We start from the raw sequence: 18,015 nt of genomic DNA on the forward strand, positions 1-18,015 counted from the left end.
AAACTCGCAAGAATTCCTTGATGGACTCCGCAGGCGATCTATATTAGAATATTCGCATATTAACAGAGAGGTGAGTCGTCAACGTTGGAAGGCGAATCATGCTGGATTCGATGCGACAGTTTAAAGCGGGTGTTTTTCAGGCACTCAGTCATCCCACTCGAGTCGCGATTGCAGAGTGTCTCAGTCGTGGAGAGATGTCGGTCAGCGGGCTGAGTGAGGCTGTCGGGGTTGAGCAGTCGAACGTGTCGCAGCATCTGGCGGTTTTGCGGAACAAGTATCTCGTCGAAACACGAAAAGACGGAAATCAGATTTTCTATCGACTTCGTGATCCCCTCCTGGCGGATGTGCTGGAAACGATGCGACAGTACTTTTTTGCCCATATGAACGAGGCAATAGAAGTTCTTCGGCAGGAGCAAGTCCAAGCCGCAAATGCGATTCAGGAAAAGAATCCATGAATGCTCTCAACTGGTCTCCTGAGGATTCTGAGTCGATAATCTCCTATTAGAGGTAGCAACTTGTGGATACGTCGATGATAGAACCAGCCTCTATGGTCTTATTGCTGCTTACCTGGCCGTTAGTTCTTAACCTCATTACGATTATCAAGCCAGAATCGAAACCGGCGTTCTATACACTCATGATCAGTTCAGCAGCTGGTTTGGCATTAGCCACGTTCTGCTATGGACCCGTGACGGGGTCGATTCGAATCAGCAACTGGGTGGCGTTCTCCCTCGACAGGTCGTCCTGGATATTCGTCATACTGATTTACTTGTGCTGGTCGATGACATTGGTGTACTCAATAGGCTATCTCTCAATACATTTCCGGGAAAAGGCAGATACATTTCATCGGTTTATGAGTGCAACGCTGTCTCTATCGATCGGCGCAGGGATGGCTGATAACTTCTTCACGCTACTCTTCTTTTATCTGGCATCGATCCCTGCGATTATTCCTTTGCTGTCATTGCGTAATAACGAAGCCAGTAAGCGTGCAGTGAGCGTTTATGTTCATTCAACAATCTGGCCCGCATTAGTCATTGCTATCCCCGTCATTGCTTTGAACTTTCCTCTTCATGTTCCCTTTGAGGAGATCCACATTGAACAAATGGGATGGAGCCATCAGCGGTCTGCGCTTGTTCTTGCATTCCTTGTGATCGGGTTCTCGAAAAACTGCGTGGCACCGTTCCATCTCTGGCTGCCTCGTACTTCGATCGCGGCTGCCCCTGTGACCGGAATGATCCATTCTGTGGCTTCTGTGCAGGTTGCGAGTATTGCTCTTTTCAAAATTGCAAAGCACGTTTATGGAGTGGAGCTTCTCAGCGATCTCAGCAATCATTTCTTCGAAACGGGATGGTTAATCTATCTGTGCGGCGGCACCGCTGTTTACACCGCGATCCGAGCCTGGAAGACACAAGACTTGAAAGAGCGTTTCTCGTTCTCAACGGTCGGGCAATTGTCTTATGTCATCACATCCATATTAATTGGCACTGAACTCAGCATGCAAGGAGCCATGCTTCATATCATCACTCACTCAATTGCTAAGCTCAACCTCTTCTTTTGCGCCGGAGCTTATCTCACTGCTTTCGGTTCCGTTCAGGCATCGAAAGTCGCCGAATACCTCCCAACCCATCGCTGGCTGGGGGTGACTGCTATTCTGTCAGGTCTTTCCATCAGTGGAGTACCGTTTCTGGCCGGGTATTATAGTAAAGACATGATGCTACTTGAAGAATTTCATCGCCATCACTATGCGGCGGCAGCGTTCCTCCTGGCTGGCAGCTTTTTAAACTTTGTTTACATTTATCCGTTGATCCGCGCCACGTTTCATAAACCAAGCCCTGCGACCCCCGCTGCAGAAAGACTTCCACTTTCTATGAAAATCGCGATTCTTTTATCGTCTGGAATCATCATCGTTATCTCAGTCTTTGCGTACAACATGACCAGATACACGAAAATCTGAAAGCAGTTTCATTGCTGAATAAGGACAATGAGCTCACAGTAGAGTGGGTACGCTGCTGGGTTGTGGGGTGACGGCTGCGTCGAAGGATGCAGCGGCGGAGATGATGAGACGAGTTGTCTTTCGAGGAGAGCCGTTGCCGTTGATTGAGAGCTTTATCGAGGATGTTGATCTTCGTGAGCTGGATGCGAATCATGTTCTGCCGAACATGGGAGATTGGACGAAAGTGGGGATCTGGTATCCGCTGGGGTCCCCCCCGCTCGCCGGGGAAATATCAGACTGAGTGTTTGAGAAGGGAACACGGAATCACGCTGGAGATTGAGATGTCATCATTGTATGCTGAAACTGACGCGCAACGCGTTGTTGATGCGACTTGATTTGAAGAAGGACCGAACTGTGATGAAGCGTCTTGTCAGTTTGTTTGTGCTCTTAATCCCTGTGGCTGTTTTTGGGGCCGAGACGGAAACGTCGTTCAAGCCGATGTTTGATGGTCAGTCGCTGGCTGGCTGGAAGGGGGACATGGAGTTCTGGCGTGTCGAAGATGGGGTCATTATCGGGGAATCGACCGCTGAGAAACCATTGAAGAACAATACGTTTCTGGTGTGGGACAACGGGACGGTCGATGACTTCGAGTTCAAAGTGAAGTTCCGGATTTCGGGCTCGAATCAAGCTAATAGCGGGATTCAGTTTCGGGGTGTACAACGCGACGATGGGCATGTGGTCGGGTATCAGGCGGATATCGATCGCGCGGGGCAGTGGGCGGGGGCGCTCTACGACGAAGCGGCTCGCGGAATACTCGCTGTCCGTGGCCAAAAGGGGACGGTCGATGAATCTGGGAAGGTCACCAATGAGACGGTCGCGGATAAAGACGAATTGTGGAAGAAGATCACAATTGATGACTGGAACGAATACACCATCACGGCTCGCGGGAATCACATCACACTGAAGATCAATGGAGTCGTGACGTCGGAAGTGATTGACAACGATCCGAAGGGGCTGGATCGCTCGGGCATTCTTGCTCTGCAGCTGCACTCCGGGCCGCCGATGAAGATTGAGTTCAAGGACATTCAACTCAAGCGGTTGCCGCTGGAAGAGGGCTGGAAGAAGGTTGTGCTGGTGGCGGGACGTCCGAGTCACGCGTACTTCGCGCATGAGCATAATGCAGGGTGCCTGCTGCTCGCGAAGTCTCTCGACGCGGCTCAGAAGACTCAGGGTCTGAAGGTTGTTTCGTCAGTTTATCTGAATGGGTGGCCGAAGGATGTGTCGGCGTTTGATAATGCGGATACGGTGGTCGCCTATTGCGATGGGGGTGGGAATCACTTCCTGAATAAGTACCTGGATATTTTCGACAAGATGGTCGAGTCACGTCACGTCGGGCTGGTCTGTCTGCACTATGGGGTTGAGACGGTGAAAGGTGAGCCGGGGGATCATTTTCTCAAGTGGATGGGGGGTTACTTCGAGCCACACTGGTCGGTCAATCCACACTGGGATGCGAAATATGAGACATTCCCGGATCATCCGATCGCGAGTGGAGTCAAGCCGTTTGAGATTCGGGATGAGTGGTATTATCACATGCGATTTGTGGAAGGGATGAAGGGTGTCACGCCGATTCTGACCGCCCTGCCCCCTCGTGAGACGCTGGATCGTCCAGATGGTCCGCACTCAGGGAATCCTGCTGTGCGTGAAGCGGTGCTTGTGAAGAAAGAGCCTCAGCATACTGCCTGGGCGTATGAACGTCCGGATGGGAAGGGGCGAGGGTTCGGGTTTACAGGTGGTCACTTCCACATCAACTGGCAGCACGACCAGTTCCGCAAGCTGGTCCTCAACGCGATCGTGTGGACAGCGAACGGCGAGGTGCCTAAGGATGGCGTAAGTTCCCCGACGCCGGACGAAGCGGAGATGAAATCCAATCAGGATGAACAGCCGCCAAAGGATTTCAAGTACATGCCGTTTGCGGGACGGTAATCTGAAGATTTAAAGACAAAGGCGGAATGCCAACGAGGGGAAAAGCTGGGTTGCTTTGCAATCCAGCTTTTTTCGTGAACGGGCCTCTTTATGTGAAGTTTCTGTTAACACTGCTGATTCATTCCCAAAACCTTAATCGAGGCGCATTTATCAGAGGAGTACTTCTATTTTCATCTCGGGCAGAAGGGTTCTCCCTGCTCGTTTTTCAAGCGGACCATGCAGTTATGTCTGAATCTCAATCTGTGAATCGCCGTGGCTTTACGTTAATCGAACTGCTGGTGGTGATTGCGATTATCGCTACGCTAGTCGCCTTGCTTTTGCCAGCTGTGCAGCAGGCGAGAGAGGCGGCAAGGCGTTCGCAGTGCAGTAATAATCTGAAGCAATTGTCACTGGCAATGCACAACTATCATGACACATTCAAATGCCTTGTCATGGGGAATCGCTACATTCCTACGACGACATATCGCTATCCGCACTACAATAACGACAACTCCTGGGGATGGGCGACGTTCCTCCTGCCGTATCTGGAAGCTGGGAACCTTTACGATCAGTTCAACTTGAACGTTGCTCCGTATTCGAGCGAGATCGGAAACAATTATTTCAACAAGTATGGTCCAAGCCTGGTGACGACGAACAAAGCGGCTTGTCAGTCGATGCCTTCTGTTCTTGTCTGTCCGACGGCTCCACGGAAAGGGCCTGCAAATGAATACAAGGATTACGGGATTAATGGAGGGCGCGAGATCTGCTGTCCGGAGCGTTCTGCGCGGAGCGGGATCGCAGACATGAACAGCTCGTACAAATTCTCCGATATCAATGATGGCTTAACGAATACATTTCTATTCCTGGAGCAGAGGCACTGGGCTGATCTGCCACCAAGCGATGGCGCCTATGACAAGCCAGTCAATCCGTTTGTATGGGTTATCGAGCAATCAAATGGGTACGTGACCGGTGAGATGGGGATGCCAAACGGGCCTCAGCCTGCACGTTCCACGGGGCGGATTGCCCGCAGTTCGCACCATGGTGGTGTCATCACAACATTCTGCGATGGTCACGTCAGCTTCATCAGCGACAACATCAGCACAGAAGTTTATCTTTCGACATTCACTCGATCTGGTGGAGAAGTGAGCCAGTCGGCGGGAACCTTCTAATACGATCGCAGCCTATTGTTTTATGGCAGTAATATGTGGGCCCTGTGCCTCGAACCGACTCTCATCTCCCCACGGAGTTCCTCTAGGGAGATGGGATGTTTTGAACTTCACCGACACTTTTAAATAGCCTGTGAGTCATTGATGAAAATATGTTATGCCTATGTCGGGCTTTGCCTGGTGATCGCATTTGCGATGACGGGGTGCTCGAAGCGGGAGTTGTATCATATTGAAGGGATTGCGACCTTTCAGGGCGAGCCTCTGTCGGAAGTGGAAATCATGATGTCGCCTGCAGATGGCCGTCGTGGAAGTGCCACGACGACAGACAAGAGTGGGCATTTCACGATGCGTTATACTGGCACTCGTGAAGGTGTGCCGCCGGGTGAGCAGATAGTTCACTTTCGCTATTGGCCGGAAGATCCGGTGCAGGGCATGGCGGTCCTGGAGGGACGAGCGAAGGTCAAAGGAAGAATCGGAGAACTGCTGGCGAAGTATGGCGACAGAACGAAGTCTCCGTATCGCTACACCGTTGAGAAGGATGTCCGAGATCTGAAGCTCGAATTGCCGTAATCTGCTGGCTTAGATTTGATTCCCATAGAGGCCGTGCGTGAGGGCGTTTTTGTCCTAACCACGGCCTATTTTGCTGGACAAGTAAGGAAAGTGTTCACTCAGAGCGAATCTTCTCATTGATGTTTTGCGAGAAATGTCGGGTGCTGGTGAGTCTTCGAGCCGCACCAAAACGACATTCATTCGCACAATTGGTGCGGTTCGCAGAGCCTCACCAGCACCCTACAAGGAATTAGAAGACTGCGTCTGAGTGTCTATCTATCGGAATCGGTTGATCATTAAGTTTGAGTGAATTCACTTTTCCCCTTACCCAAAACGGAAGGTGAAGCGCATTCATTCGGGTAGTCATTCCGTTCATCCTTCTGCGGGGCGTTCCGCACATTCGTTTTCTTACTAGAATTTCTTACTCATGAAATCGTTCCCAGCGCGAGGTTTTACATTAATTGAGTTGCTTGTGGTGATCGCCATTATCGCGACGCTTGTTGCCTTGCTGTTACCAGCGGTGCAGCAGGCTCGAGAGGCGGCTCGGCGATCGGCTTGCAGCAACAATCTGAAGCAACTGTCGCTCGCGATGCACAACTATCATGATACGTTCAACTGCCTGACCATGGGGAATCGCTACATCCCGACGCAGGCTCGACGTTATCCTCGTTATGATGCTGACAATTCCTGGGGTTGGGCTTATTTTCTGCTTCCACAGCTGGAAGCCGGGAATCTTTACGAACAGTTCAATACGTCGACATCCCCTTACACCAGCGAGATGGCTGACAACTACTTCGACAAGTATGGGCCAAGTTCGATTACTGTGAATAAAACGCCGAGCCAATCAATGCCTCCCGTTTTTGTCTGTCCTTCTGCACCACGCAAGGGGCCTGCCAACGAGTTCAAAGACTATGCCATCAACGGCGGTGGGTATCGAGAAATCTGGTCGAATGGTGTTCGTCAGCCTGATCAGTATTGTTGCCCCGAACGCGGGACGATGACATCCGGCGTGGCTTACATGAATAGTGCAGTCCGTTTTGCTGATATCTCCGATGGAACATCCAACACATTTTTATTCCTCGAATCACGTCACTGGAACGAGGTTCCACCGAGTGATCCACTGCATGACATGCCCCTGAATCCGTTCGTATGGGTGAACCAGCAATCTCCCGGTTACACGACCGGCGCACAAGGTCCGAATGGCCTCGTCACGGGAAGCGGGCGTAATGCACAAAGCTCACACCCGGGAGGCCTGCTGACGACCTTTGCTGATGGGCACAATGCCTTTATCAGTGAGAACATCGATTATAATGTTTACCTGGCCACTCTGAATAAGGATGAAGGCAAGACGAATACAGCCAGCAGTTTCTAATCATCGCGGCGCTTTGATTTTTGAACTGGTCGGCTCATGGTCTTGAGAATCATGGATGCGATTCGAGTCCGTCGAATCGCATCTTCCTTTCCAATTCATCCTTATTCTGTCACCCGGGGCTCTGTTATGCGTGTTTGGCTTTCGCTTGTCTTTCTTCTTGCGTTGGTTCTTCTGCCAGGGTGTGGGGAATCATCCCCTGACCTTTATACGGTCGAAGGTGTGCTTAAGCATCAGGGGACGCCGCTTCCCAAAGTCGATTTGAAGTTCTTCCCGGTTCAAGGAGGGCGTGGGAGCAACACGCGGACTGATGCGAACGGCGCGTTTGTGATGTATTACACCGCTTCGAAGCCGGGAGCAGTTCCCGGAGAGTACATTGTGTACGTCGAGTACTATCCGGGCTTCAACGCCAAGGAAAATCGCGAGGAGAAGGCGACGAAAGAGATCGAGGAAGCCATCAAGAAGTATGGTGTTCGCAATACCTCGCCTCATCGTGTGACGATTGAGAAAAATGAGACAGACCTGGTGATTGACCTGCCATAGTCATCATCCCTGTTGCTGATGTTGTAAAGCAAAAAACTCGAGCGGCTGGCTGCTGTTCGTTCGATAGTAACCTATTTAGAAGTTGAATTCATGAAACGTATTGTGCTTTGTCTGCTGCCTGCTTTCCTGTTGTTTTCAATAGCAGGGTCATCGCTTGCCAAAGAGGCGACTGGAATCGTCTACCATGATATTAATGGCGATGGGGCCTATGATCAGGGCGATCTGCCACTCAAGGGGATCTGCGTTTCGAATGGGCGCGAGGTCATCTCGACTGATGACAATGGTCGCTACAAAGTTTCTATTGCTGGCGATGACATCATTTTCGTCATCAAGCCACGCGGCTGGAAGACACTGTTTGATGAGCAGAACAAGCCGAAGTTTTATTACATTCACAAGCCTGCGGGTTCACCCAGCGAATTCGAGCATGCTGGAGTTGCTCCGACAGGCGACCTGCCGAAGTCGATTGATTTTCCTTTGTATCCGCAGAAGGAGCCTGAACAGTTCAAAACGCTGTTGATTGCAGATCCTCAGACAAAGGATCTGGCGGAAGTTGGTCACTACACACATGACGTGCTGGAGGATCTGGTCGGGACGGATGCAGCGTTCGCGATATGCCTGGGTGACATTGTGCACAATGATTTGTCATTGTTGGAGCCGATCAATCAGGCCAGTTCGCTGGTCGGGATTCCCTGGTATAACGTGATCGGGAACCACGACCTGAATTTCGAATCGAAAGATGACGTTCTCAGCGATGAGACATTCGAGAGGATCTATGGTCCGAACTATTACTCATTCAATTATGGTCCGGTTCACTTCCTGGTACTCGATGATATTGAATGGTTTACCCCCGGCCGGAATGGACGCGCAGGATCGATGCGGGCAGCGCTGGGTGAGAAGCAGTTGGAGTTCATCAAGAACGATCTGGCGAACGTGCCGAAGGATCAGTTGGTCGTGCTGACAATGCATGCTCCGATTTACGGGTTCACAGAAGAAGAGCGTCAGAAACTGTTTCGACTGATCGAAACACATCCTCATACCGTCTCCATCTCTGCACACATCCATCGCCATATTCACCGCTTCTTTGATCGCAACGATGGCTGGATGGGTGATCAACCTCATCATCACATGGTGACAGGTGCCGCCTGCGGTATGTGGTGGAAAGGCTTTCCGGATGAACGAGGCATCCCTCATGCGATGATGTCTGACGGGACGCCGAATGGGTATGCGATCCTGACGGTTGATGGCTCCAACTACCAACTCGATTTCCGTGCTGCTCATTACTCGCCGGACTACCAGATGGAGATCATGACGCCGGAAGAAATTGCTGTCAGTGAGATCAGCTCCACTGACGTGTATGTCAATGTCTTCAATGGAACAGAGAAGTCAAAAGTCGAGATGCAGTGGGGAAAAGCAGGAGAGTGGGTTGAGATGACGAAGGTTGATGAAGTCTCACCGAATTTCCGGAAGATGATCACCTACGAAGCGACGACGAAGAACGAAGACGTCATGAAGATGCCGAAAGACCAAGTCTGCACTCACTTGTGGAAAGCGAAACTTCCAGCGGGAGCATGCCAAGGAGCTCAACTACTGAAAGTGCGGACGGTAGACATGCACGGTCGTCAGTTCGAGGGCAGTCGGATTGTGCGGGTGGTTGCTGAGAAACCTGCCGCGAAGGAGCAGGCTGTCGGTGTGTTAAATCACCAGGAGTAAGGTGCGCGTGGGAGGCGATGCAGGGGAAGGAGATGTCTCCCCTGCTCGCCTGTCACGATTCGACGATCCGGCCGTCTTCCATGTTGATGATGCGGTCGGCGTAGTCGAGGATTCGGTGGTCGTGTGTCACCATGAAGACGGTGGTTTGGCGCTGGTTGGCGAGTTCGCGGATGAGTTCGATGACCTGCTGCCCCATCTCTTTGTCGAGGGCGGCAGTGGGCTCATCGGCGAAGAGGATGTCGGGGTTGCCGATGAGGGCGCGAGCGACGGCGACGCGTTGTTTCTGTCCGCCGGAGAGTTGGCTGGGATAATGGTCAACACGCTCGCCCAGACCGACGAGTTCGAGGACGTGCTGGCAGGCAGCTTCTGCTTCTGGTCCATGACCTTTGCCGTGGACGTCGAGGCCCATGCGGACGTTTTGCATGGCGGTCAGGGAGTCATGCAGGTTGTGGGCCTGAAAGATGAAGCCGAGGCGTCGGCGCATGAGCATGAGTGTTCGCTCATTGGCACCGGAGAGTTCTTCGCCGAGGAGTTTGACGGAGCCTTCCTGGACGGACCGCAGGCAGCCGACGAGGGTCAAGAGTGTCGTCTTGCCGGAACCGGATGGGCCCATGAGGATGACGAACTGACCTTTGGGAATCTCGAGATCGAGGTGGTGCAGGACCTGAAGGCGCGTTTCACCGGAGCCGAAGTGGTGGGAGAGATTGCGGGTTTGGATGGCGGGGGAGGTGGTCATGAGGTTTGAGTCGAGGGTTATGAGGGGGGAGAGAATTTGGATACGGATTTGATTGCTGAAGGTTGTAGGTATTGGTGGTTATTGAACCATGAGATTGGTGCCTGATGTTGAGTTGTTGTGGAGAATCTGTTGGTGCCTATCGCTCACCCTCATCCGCCCTTCGGGCACCTTCTCCCCTCAAGGGAGAAGGGACGGGATTGGATGCATTGCTCAATTCGCAGAAATCCCTCATCCGACCTCGAAGACTCGGCCACCTTCTCCCCGGGGGAGAAGGAACTCAAAACCGCTCACCGGGGGAGAAGGGACGGATTAGAAGAGATCTGCGGGGTCGGCGTGGGCCAATCGGTTGGTGGCGATGAGGCCGGAGAGGACGCACATGATTAAGGTTAAGCTGAAGACGAAGGCGGGGCGGCCGAATTGCATTTCGATGGGGAGGCCGGTCGCGCGGGAGGCGAAGGCGTAGAGGAAGATCGAGACGACGAGGCCTGGGACGAAGCCGAGGATCGCGAGGCTTAATGCTTCTTCGAAGACGATGCCGCGGAAGAAGCCTTGGGAGTAGCCGATGGCTTTGAAGGTGGCGTATTCGGCGAGGTGGTCCTGGACGTCGGTCGTGAGGACTTGATAGACGATGACGAGGCCGACGACGAAGGCCATGACGACGCCGAAGCCGAAGACGAAGCCGATGGGGGTTTGCTGAGCCTGGTAGTTTTGTTCGGCATCGATGAATTGTTGTTTGGTCATCGCGATGGTGTCGCCTTCGGGGAGGAGGGCGTTGATTTCCCGAGCGACTTTGTGGGCGTCGGAACCGGGGGCGAGGTGAATGAGGGCGAGCGTGGGGGTGCCGGGTTGTCGATTGCGGAAGAGGCGCATGAAGGCGTCGGTCGAGACGATGATGCTGCCGTCGTCGCCGAAGCTGCCGCCTTGAGAGAACGTGCCGACGAAGTGGAACTGGAGGTTGTTGAGTTCGAGGTCGTAGCTGCCTTTTTCGAAGATGGTTTTGGTAATGTCGGGGTTGAGCTGGCGGGTCTTGATATCGAGGATGGCTTTGTCGGGTTGTTTGAGCTTGGGGAGTTCGGCCTGGATCGTTTCATTGAGAAAGATCGGGTCGGGGGAATCAGGTGGGACGCCGAGGACGCGGAACTGTGCGGTGTCGCCGCCGACGGGGTCGGTCCAGAAAACCTGACCGATGTAAATGGGGTCTGCCGAGACGACGGCTGGGTGGCTTTCGGCCTGGTAGATGCGTCGTCGCGGGAAGGAGGTGGCTTCCCGCAGTGAGAGGAAGTTTGAGGGGAGCAGAACAAGATCGGTGCTGAGGTTCTTGTGCGTGAAGACGGAGGTCGAGAAGAGGGCGCCCATGAAACCGAGTTGCATGAAGATCAGGATGTTGGCAAACGTCACTCCGCCGACAGCGGCGATGAGGCGCGTGCGGTTATGATTCAGCTGAAGCCAGCCGATGGGGAGGCGGTGGAGGAGGCGGATGAGGATGTTGGTGATCATGGGGGGGACGTCATTCGCCGGAATGAGAGAAAAGACTGGAACGCAGAGCTCGCGGAGGGGAGCAGAGATCGCAGAGTTTGGGATCAAGGAAACAACGAATCGAGAAAGATCTGATGTAGGGTGCTGGTGAGGCTTTGCGAACCGCACCAAATGTGGCTTCGGATGATGAATTGACTTTGAGAACGCAATTGGTGCGGTTCGAAGACTCACCGGCACCCTACGCTTCGGATTGAACACGCACTTTACGTCGAAGAGATCAGGCGGTGGCGAAGGGTGATGTTGAGGTGCTTGGCGGATTCGGCGGCTTTGGTCAGATATTTTGTCGCGGGGGGTGAGAGAGGCTGTGCGGTGAGGAGGTCGATGGCGACTCCCCTGCCCTGCGAATCGGGGTAGGCTTCCTGGAGCTGTCTGGTTTGGACGAAGCCGAAGTAGGCGTTGAACTTGGCCTGCAGCTTTTTCAGCTGGGTCTGTTCGTCGGGCCAATGGGCGGCGTCGATGATGGTGAGGACGCACAGGCCGGTGTCGGGTTCAATGCCAGCGGCGTCGATCTGGTGGGTGTTTTCCAGGCCCATGGGGTTGGTCTTGTTGTTGGAGAAGAGAAGATACGAGTGACGTGGGTTATGAGAATGGGAGTCTGTTAGTGCGTATGTCTCACCCTCATCCGCCCTTCGGACATCTTCTTCCCTCAAGGGAGAAGGGACGGGGGAATGGAGTGAGAGGCTGCCTTCGAATGTCCTTTTTATTTACTGAAAGCTTGTTGGCGCGATGCCCTCATCCGTCAGCGAAGCGCTGCCACCTTCTCCCGGGGGGAGAAGGGAGTTAGGGGGCTTTATCTTGGGGTTGGAATTGGACGTTGACTTGGAGGTTGACGAGTTGGGCGGCTCTGGGGGAGCTTTTCTCGTCGAGGCGGACCCAGACTTCGACGACTCTTGAATCGGTGAAGGCAGCGGGGGCGGCGTCGACGATTTGTTGGCGTTGGACGAAGTTGGAGATGCGGTCGATCTTGCCGGTGAGGGCTTCGGCGAGAGGAGTCGCGATGATGTGGGCTTCCTGGCCGAGGTGAAGTCGGGGGACGTCGGACTCGTAGACTTCGACACGGACCATCATTCGTTGAGTCGCCCCCATGTCAAGGAGAGGCGAGGAGCCGACGCGTTCGCCAGGGTACAAGTGGACGTCGAGGATCACGCCATCAATCGGGGCGGTGATGTAAGACGTTTCGAGGTTCGCTTGAGCCTGCTTGAGGTTGGCTTCGGCGATGTCGATCTGCTGGCGCGCGACGGTGATGTCGACGAGTTCGGTGTCGCTGGCTGCCTGATACCGCTGGAGACGAGCCGCGGCTTCGGCGATGGCTTCTTCCGCGGCTTGCGAATCGTTGCGTCGAGCTTCATAGACTTCGTCGGAGACCGCTTTCTGATTGCGGAGAGTCTCTGCGCGAACCAGATTGGAGTGGCTCATATCGTAACGGTGTTCGGCGGCGCGGAGAGTCGCCTCTAGCTGTTTGCGCGTGGTTTCGACTTCCAGCTGCGTCTGGGAGAGTTGCGATTTTGCCTGGGAGAGCGTTTGTTTGGCGATGTCGACAGCGGCGGCCAGACGTGGATGGGAATCGAGGATGGCAAGGATATCGCCTTTCTTAACGGTGTCATTGACGTCGACCTTGAGATCTTCAATCCGCATGTCGCCGGAGCCCGACGGTGCGGAAACGGAACGGACTTCGCCTTGCGGTTCAAGACGGCCGAGGGCGTAGACGATTTCAGGATCGATCAAAGTTGGTTGGGGCGGAGGATTAATGAAGGTCAAGATTTCTTCGCGTTTGACGACGGCAATTGTGATCGCAATCGTGGCAATCACCAACAGAAGCGGAAACAACAGCGAGGTCTGCTGGCCAGTTCGCTCGGCCTGGGAGAGGGGCGTATGGTTCACGATCTCGATCGGCAGATCGGGATTGGAAGCCGGCTTCGATGGCGTGACGGGAGCCCGGGCCGGCTTGGTTTCGATCGGTGCAATGCGTGTCGGAGTCATCGGAGCAAATTCCAGAAATGAGTTGATGACCCACGGGTCATTAACATATAATGGCACGCTACTCGTCGTAAGTCAAGAGATTTTAGTCGGCGATCAAGCGGGACAGGATTTCGACCGCAGGGAATGAGTTATGATTCTGTCCGAACAACCGGTGAAATGGTGCAAGGGAATCAGCAATGACTGAGGCAATCAGAAAGCGGCGCAAGGAGGCCCGTCCCGAGGAAATTCTGGCGGCGGCGATCGCGGTGTTGGGGGAAGTCGGGTTTGCGAATGCGCGGATGGCGGATATCGCAAAGCGGGCCGGGATCGCGAAGGGGACAATCTACCTGTATTTCAAAACGAAGGATGAACTCTTCCAAGGAGTCGTGCAGCATTATCAGGGAGGAACACTTGGCCGTCTTGACGAAATAAAAGCCACATTCGAGGGGACAGCGGGAGAATTACTATCCACGGCAATTCAACATGCCTATCGGGAGCTGGTGGGAAGCTGGGAGCGTCGGACGATCATGCGGATCTTGATCTCCGAAGGCGCAAGGTTCCCACAACTGACCTCCTATTATCACCGCGAAGTCATCAGCCGGGGGATCCTGATGGTCAAGACGCTGCTCGAACGGGGAGTCGCCCAGGGCGAGTTTCGCGAGGAAGTGCTGCACATCAACCCGGCGGTCGTGATGGGGCCAATGATCATGGCGAGCGTGTGGAAGATGATTTTCGACGAGGTCTCGCCACTGGATGTCGAGGAATATGCGCGGGGGCATGTGGAGATTGTGATGCGCGGGGTGATGAAGGCTTAGTTGGGAAGCGGGAGTTTGATGGTGCTTCGCTTAAATACGAGGATAAACGGCTTTGACGGATCGTTCTTCTGAAAGCCAAAGCTCGCGGTCCAGGTGTCGTCTTTCAGTTGATAAATGTACTTGCCAGCCGGGATGACATTCCCGATCCCCTGCCCTTTGGTGATGCGGCCCTGGGCGTAACTGAAGATCGAGAAGTCGTCGATGGTTTTGAGTTCGAAGGTGACTTCGTGGCGTTTGATGAGTTGGTCGCCGAGGAGGAGGTCGTAGGTTTCGGTGTTGTCTTTGATTGTTTTAAGGATGGTGTAAGGTTTGCCCTGGATCTGGAGGGTGGTTTCCCAGGTCCCCTGGAGAGCTTGCAGGTCTTCGGCGCGGAGTGATGCTGGCAGGAGGATCAACGCGAGGAGGATGATGGTGCGCATGAGGTCGTCCAGATGGGATGAAGGAATGGACGAGGATAGCAGGTGACGGCGGGAGAGGGGAATTGAAGAATGTCAGCAACGGCACTTAGAGTATCTACGGAGTTAGCTGCGAATATCCTGAAGAGTATCTCTTATGGCATTTACAAAGGAAGCAAATTCTTCACCTTGAATCGTCACGATCATGGTACACGTGCTCTGATTACGTATACACAGGAAACATCGATCTCGAAACTCGTTGTCTCGACACACTTCCAGTTCTGCATTCTCTGGATAGCCCAACGATAAGCGACGCTCTGGCTGGGAAGAATCAATAGGAGTCGTCAGGAGATTCAATAATTGGCTGATAACCGATGTCGATTCAATTTCACAATTGAGATAGAGACATGCACTATCGATATTAAGAAACCATTGTGGTGGCTCGGCCAACGACTGTGTGAGTGAGACATCCCATTGGCCATCACTGCCGAATGCAATTAGCCCGACATCAGGAGTTGTGGTTGGTTCCATAGCAAACACGACGAAAAAGCGATTAGGTAAGGAAAGTTGCGTTTGATCAGCAGCAGGCGACCTGCATCGTACACACTTTCAGAGTCGAAGTCTGCTATCTATTTATCTTCCTGGCACGAGGCTCGATAGTTTACCGACACGGCTGACACAGCCGTGGGACAAATTCAGAATAAGACAGGGAGCTTACACTCCCCGCTCGCCTTCTGAATTACTTCTGCAGGATGCGGGACATCATGGTGGTTGTGCGGTTGGTGATGTCGTGGCCGGAATGTTCGGTTGCCTGGGAATCGTTTTTGGTCTGTTCGGCGAGTTGGGAGATGCGGGCGATGCTGGTGGTGATTTGTTGTGAGCCAGTGGATGCCATCGTCATCGCGCGGGTCATTTCGGTCGTTGTTGCAGCCTGTTGATCGACCGAAGAGGCGATCGATGCTGAGAACGAATTGACCTGTTCGATGATGCCACGGATCTGGGCGATGCCGCTGACGACTTCCTGAGTGTCTTCCTGAATGCGGCCGATCTTCTGGCCAATTTCGTCGGTCGCCGTCGATGTCTTGCGAGCGAGTTCTTTGACTTCGCTGGCGACGACGGCGAAGCCCTTCCCTGCTGCACCGGCGCGGGCGGCTTCGATCGTCGCGTTGAGCGCGAGAAGGTTCGTCTGCTGGGCAATTGAGTTGATCAGCTTGATGACCTGGCCAATCTCGTGACTGCTCGTGCCGAGGTTGGTGGCGTTGGCGCGAGTCGAATCAACGAGAGTCACAGCTTGCACAGACACAGCGGCGGCGCGGGACGTATTGCCGGCGATCTCGCGGATCGAGGCTTCCATCTCTTCCGCGGCGGAGACGCAGGACTGGACATTGGAGAGGATCTGTTCGGAAGCAGAGGCACAGGAGTTGAGTTCGCGAGACGTTTCCTGGGCACTCTTGACGAGTGAGGAGCATTTCTGCGTCAGGATATCAGTCGAGGAAACAAGCCCCTGGGTGGCTTCGTTGACGTAGCTGGCCTTCTCAATTTGAGCCAGCTTTTCTGCGGTGATGTCACTGGCAAATTTGACGACGCGAAACGGCTTGCCGTTCATATCGAGAATCGGGTTGTAGGTCGCCTGGATCCAGATCTGGCGTCCACCCTTGCCGATGCGCTGGTACTCGCCGGAGTCGAAGCGGCCTTCATTGAGCTTATCCCAGAAGAGTCGATACTGTGACGACGAGGCATACTCCGGCTGGCAGAACATGCGGTGATGCTGGCCTTTGATTTCGTCGAGTGTGTAGCCGAGAGTTTTGAGGAAGTTGTCGTTAGCCTGGATGACGCGGCCTGTCATGTCGAATTCAATAACGGCCTGGGACTTACCAACCGCTGCGATCTGTCCTTCATAGTAGGCGTTCTGAAGTTTCTGTGCGGTGATATCGGAGGCATACTTGATGACTCGGACTGGTCGGCCCGAGGCATCGAAGATCGGATTATAGGAGGCCTGTATCCAGATCTCTCGCCCGCCTTTGCCGAGGCGTTTGTATTCCCCGGCATCGAATTCGCCGCGATTGAGCTTGGCCCAGAAGCTGGCGTAGGCAGCAGAGCGGGCATAGTCGGGCTCGCAGAAGATGCGGTGATGCTGGCCTTTGATCTCTTCGAGCGAGTAGCCGACGGCGCCGAGAAAGTTGTCGTTGGCGTTCAGAATATGGCCGGTCAAGTCGAACTCGATGACCGCCTGCGATTTATTGATCGCGGAGATCTGCCCCTGGTAGTAAGCACTTTCGATTTTTTGTTGGGTGATGTCCAAGGCAAGTTTTACGACTCGGGCCACTTTTTGATCGTCATCGAAGACAGGCAGGTAGGTCGCCTTCAACCAGATAGCCTGACCATCTTTGCGAACTCGCTGGAACTCATCGACAAATCGCTGGCCGGAGGCGAGTCGTTTCCAGAAGTCCCCGTATGCTTTAGAGCGACGAATCTCGTCGGAGCAGAAGATCGCATGGTGCTGCCCAACGATCTCGGGCAGCGTATAGCCAGTCGTGGCCAGAAACGGCTCATTCGCCGTTATGATATGACCGTCGGGAGTGAACTCAATGTAGGCGTAAGCCTGAAGAAACGCATCCATGCGAGCCGAGGTCAGGTCAAAGTTCAGGTCGGCATCGAGAGAGGAACGCGTCATGGCAGTTGAGCCTCACATGTCGTGGTTGGCCTAATCGTTAGGGAGAGACATGTGTGGTATCGTCACGCAGTGCGTGCAAACGCACACACTGGAAATGAGTTTGCAGGCGAACACCTCGCAAGAGTTTTGAGGAAGTTGGGATTGTGAGGGGAGAACGGAATAACACCGATCACGACTCGACACGGCTTTTTATGGAACAGTTGGAAACGATTCAGGACGATTTGGCTTCAAAGTTGATGACGTTCTTGCCAGCTTTGACTTCGCGTTCAAGACTTCGGTCGGTGTATTCCTTGGGGAGTTTTTCCTTCACGGCGGGCTGGGTGACTTTGCCTTTGTCGTCAACGATGGCAGTGCGACCGGTGAAAATTTCGACGACGTGCATACCGATTTTTGCACCATCGATCTCGTCCGTGTATTCGAGTGCGTACTCGCCATCGGCGTTGGAACTGGCGCGAGATGCCCGGCCCCCTTCTTTGGGTGAAAAGGTGATGAACGCGCCTTCGACAGGCTCGCCATCAAGGGTGAGGACTCCTGTCACCGTACCGGTTTCGGGAGCATCACCTCGACTGCATCCGGCCAGTGACAATGTCAGAATTCCCAAGAGCGCGAAAGAAAAGTAACGAGATGCTCGATTAGCCATGGTTATACCCAATCCGCTGCTGCGATCTTGA

17 protein-coding genes are annotated in these 18,015 nt (G+C 53.7%); 10 read left to right on the forward strand and 7 right to left on the reverse strand.

All coding sequences use genetic code 11. The annotated features are described in order from the left end of the window. The first annotated feature begins 98 nt into the window (after positions 1-98). From SH248x_RS14215 to SH248x_RS14255, 9 genes are all read left to right on the forward strand, one after another. Positions 99-455 (forward strand): ArsR/SmtB family transcription factor, encoded by a 357-nt coding sequence (locus tag SH248x_RS14215; protein ID WP_459554944.1) that lies wholly within the window; start codon positions 99-101, stop codon positions 453-455. Between the two features lie 74 nt (positions 456-529). Then, a complete protein-coding gene (locus tag SH248x_RS14220) occupies positions 530-1,951 on the forward strand; it encodes a complex I subunit 5 family protein (protein ID WP_459554945.1) in 1,422 nt (473 codons plus the stop codon). Between the two features lie 43 nt (positions 1,952-1,994). Next, positions 1,995-2,231, forward strand: coding sequence for a hypothetical protein (locus SH248x_RS14225; RefSeq protein WP_459554946.1), 237 nt, complete (start codon positions 1,995-1,997; stop codon positions 2,229-2,231). Positions 2,232-2,284: 53 nt separating this feature from the next. Beyond that, a complete protein-coding gene (locus SH248x_RS14230) occupies positions 2,285-3,913 on the forward strand; it encodes a family 16 glycoside hydrolase (RefSeq protein WP_459554947.1) in 1,629 nt (542 codons plus the stop codon). A 224-nt stretch (positions 3,914-4,137) separates the two neighbouring features. Beyond that, entirely contained in the window at positions 4,138-5,061 is a 924-nt protein-coding gene (locus SH248x_RS14235) for a DUF1559 family PulG-like putative transporter (protein WP_459554948.1), read from the forward strand. Between the two features lie 141 nt (positions 5,062-5,202). Further along, on the forward strand, positions 5,203-5,628 hold the full coding sequence (locus SH248x_RS14240; RefSeq protein ID WP_459554949.1) for a carboxypeptidase-like regulatory domain-containing protein: 426 nt from the start codon (positions 5,203-5,205) through the stop codon (positions 5,626-5,628). Positions 5,629-6,034: 406 nt separating this feature from the next. Further along, positions 6,035-6,979 carry a DUF1559 family PulG-like putative transporter gene (locus tag SH248x_RS14245; RefSeq protein WP_459554950.1) on the forward strand — a complete coding sequence of 315 codons (945 nt, stop codon included), beginning with the start codon at positions 6,035-6,037 and terminating at the stop codon, positions 6,977-6,979. A gap of 126 nt (positions 6,980-7,105) precedes the next feature. Continuing rightward, positions 7,106-7,519, forward strand: coding sequence for a carboxypeptidase-like regulatory domain-containing protein (locus SH248x_RS14250; protein WP_459554951.1), 414 nt, complete (start codon positions 7,106-7,108; stop codon positions 7,517-7,519). Positions 7,520-7,609: 90 nt separating this feature from the next. Further along, positions 7,610-9,229, forward strand: coding sequence for a calcineurin-like phosphoesterase C-terminal domain-containing protein (locus SH248x_RS14255; RefSeq protein WP_459554952.1), 1,620 nt, complete (start codon positions 7,610-7,612; stop codon positions 9,227-9,229). 52 nt (positions 9,230-9,281) lie between these two features. Here SH248x_RS14255 and SH248x_RS14260 read toward each other — a convergent pair whose 3' ends face one another. The 4 genes from SH248x_RS14260 to SH248x_RS14275 all read right to left on the reverse strand — a co-directional run bounded on the left by SH248x_RS14260 (position 9,282) and on the right by SH248x_RS14275 (position 13,538). Further along, positions 9,282-9,965, reverse strand: a complete 684-nt coding sequence (locus tag SH248x_RS14260; RefSeq protein WP_459554953.1) for an ATP-binding cassette domain-containing protein — start codon at positions 9,963-9,965, stop codon at positions 9,282-9,284. Between the two features lie 309 nt (positions 9,966-10,274). Then, positions 10,275-11,462 (reverse strand): ABC transporter permease DevC, encoded by a 1,188-nt coding sequence (gene devC, locus SH248x_RS14265; protein WP_459554954.1) that lies wholly within the window; start codon positions 11,460-11,462, stop codon positions 10,275-10,277. A gap of 242 nt (positions 11,463-11,704) precedes the next feature. After that, positions 11,705-12,034: a DUF6572 domain-containing protein gene (locus tag SH248x_RS14270; protein WP_459554955.1), complete on the reverse strand. Its 330-nt coding sequence runs from the start codon at positions 12,032-12,034 to the stop codon at positions 11,705-11,707. Between the two features lie 247 nt (positions 12,035-12,281). Next, positions 12,282-13,538 carry an HlyD family efflux transporter periplasmic adaptor subunit gene (locus tag SH248x_RS14275; RefSeq protein WP_459554956.1) on the reverse strand — a complete coding sequence of 419 codons (1,257 nt, stop codon included), beginning with the start codon at positions 13,536-13,538 and terminating at the stop codon, positions 12,282-12,284. A 119-nt stretch (positions 13,539-13,657) separates the two neighbouring features. Here SH248x_RS14275 and SH248x_RS14280 point away from each other — a divergent pair, with 119 nt between their 5' ends. Further along, on the forward strand, positions 13,658-14,275 hold the full coding sequence (locus tag SH248x_RS14280) for a TetR/AcrR family transcriptional regulator (RefSeq protein ID WP_459554957.1): 618 nt from the start codon (positions 13,658-13,660) through the stop codon (positions 14,273-14,275). Here SH248x_RS14280 and SH248x_RS14285 read toward each other — a convergent pair. The 3 genes from SH248x_RS14285 to SH248x_RS14295 form a co-directional block, all read right to left on the reverse strand. Further along, a complete protein-coding gene (locus tag SH248x_RS14285; RefSeq protein ID WP_459554958.1) occupies positions 14,272-14,694 on the reverse strand; it encodes a hypothetical protein in 423 nt (140 codons plus the stop codon). The two genes, SH248x_RS14280 and SH248x_RS14285, sit on opposite strands and share 4 nt — an antisense overlap. A gap of 715 nt (positions 14,695-15,409) precedes the next feature. Then, positions 15,410-17,344 (reverse strand): methyl-accepting chemotaxis protein, encoded by a 1,935-nt coding sequence (locus SH248x_RS14290; RefSeq protein ID WP_459554959.1) that lies wholly within the window; start codon positions 17,342-17,344, stop codon positions 15,410-15,412. A gap of 211 nt (positions 17,345-17,555) precedes the next feature. After that, entirely contained in the window at positions 17,556-17,984 is a 429-nt protein-coding gene (locus SH248x_RS14295; RefSeq protein ID WP_459554960.1) for a carboxypeptidase-like regulatory domain-containing protein, read from the reverse strand. Between the last annotated feature and the right edge of the window lie 31 nt (positions 17,985-18,015).

This window comes from Lacunimicrobium album (assembly GCF_052161635.1).
In the GTDB taxonomy this organism is placed as follows: Bacteria; Planctomycetota; Planctomycetia; order Planctomycetales; family Planctomycetaceae; genus SXPC01.

Excerpts from the sequence above, each read along its gene's own strand:
- SH248x_RS14230 (WP_459554947.1), top strand. The coding sequence starts at position 2,285 with ATGCTGAAACTGACGCGCAACGCGTTGTTGATGCGACTTGATTTGAAG.
- SH248x_RS14295 (WP_459554960.1), bottom strand. The coding sequence starts at position 17,984 with ATGGCTAATCGAGCATCTCGTTACTTTTCTTTCGCGCTCTTGGGAATT.
- SH248x_RS14285 (WP_459554958.1), bottom strand. The coding sequence starts at position 14,694 with ATGCGCACCATCATCCTCCTCGCGTTGATCCTCCTGCCAGCATCACTC.
- SH248x_RS14255 (WP_459554952.1), top strand. The coding sequence starts at position 7,610 with ATGAAACGTATTGTGCTTTGTCTGCTGCCTGCTTTCCTGTTGTTTTCA.
- SH248x_RS14220 (WP_459554945.1), top strand. The coding sequence starts at position 530 with ATGATAGAACCAGCCTCTATGGTCTTATTGCTGCTTACCTGGCCGTTA.
- SH248x_RS14245 (WP_459554950.1), top strand. The coding sequence starts at position 6,035 with ATGAAATCGTTCCCAGCGCGAGGTTTTACATTAATTGAGTTGCTTGTG.
- SH248x_RS14235 (WP_459554948.1), top strand. The coding sequence starts at position 4,138 with ATGTCTGAATCTCAATCTGTGAATCGCCGTGGCTTTACGTTAATCGAA.
- SH248x_RS14250 (WP_459554951.1), top strand. The coding sequence starts at position 7,106 with ATGCGTGTTTGGCTTTCGCTTGTCTTTCTTCTTGCGTTGGTTCTTCTG.
- SH248x_RS14280 (WP_459554957.1), top strand. The coding sequence starts at position 13,658 with ATGACTGAGGCAATCAGAAAGCGGCGCAAGGAGGCCCGTCCCGAGGAA.
- SH248x_RS14215 (WP_459554944.1), top strand. The coding sequence starts at position 99 with ATGCTGGATTCGATGCGACAGTTTAAAGCGGGTGTTTTTCAGGCACTC.
- SH248x_RS14240 (WP_459554949.1), top strand. The coding sequence starts at position 5,203 with ATGAAAATATGTTATGCCTATGTCGGGCTTTGCCTGGTGATCGCATTT.
- SH248x_RS14290 (WP_459554959.1), bottom strand. The coding sequence starts at position 17,344 with ATGACGCGTTCCTCTCTCGATGCCGACCTGAACTTTGACCTGACCTCG.
- devC (WP_459554954.1), bottom strand. The coding sequence starts at position 11,462 with ATGATCACCAACATCCTCATCCGCCTCCTCCACCGCCTCCCCATCGGC.
- SH248x_RS14260 (WP_459554953.1), bottom strand. The coding sequence starts at position 9,965 with ATGACCACCTCCCCCGCCATCCAAACCCGCAATCTCTCCCACCACTTC.
- SH248x_RS14270 (WP_459554955.1), bottom strand. The coding sequence starts at position 12,034 with ATGGGCCTGGAAAACACCCACCAGATCGACGCCGCTGGCATTGAACCC.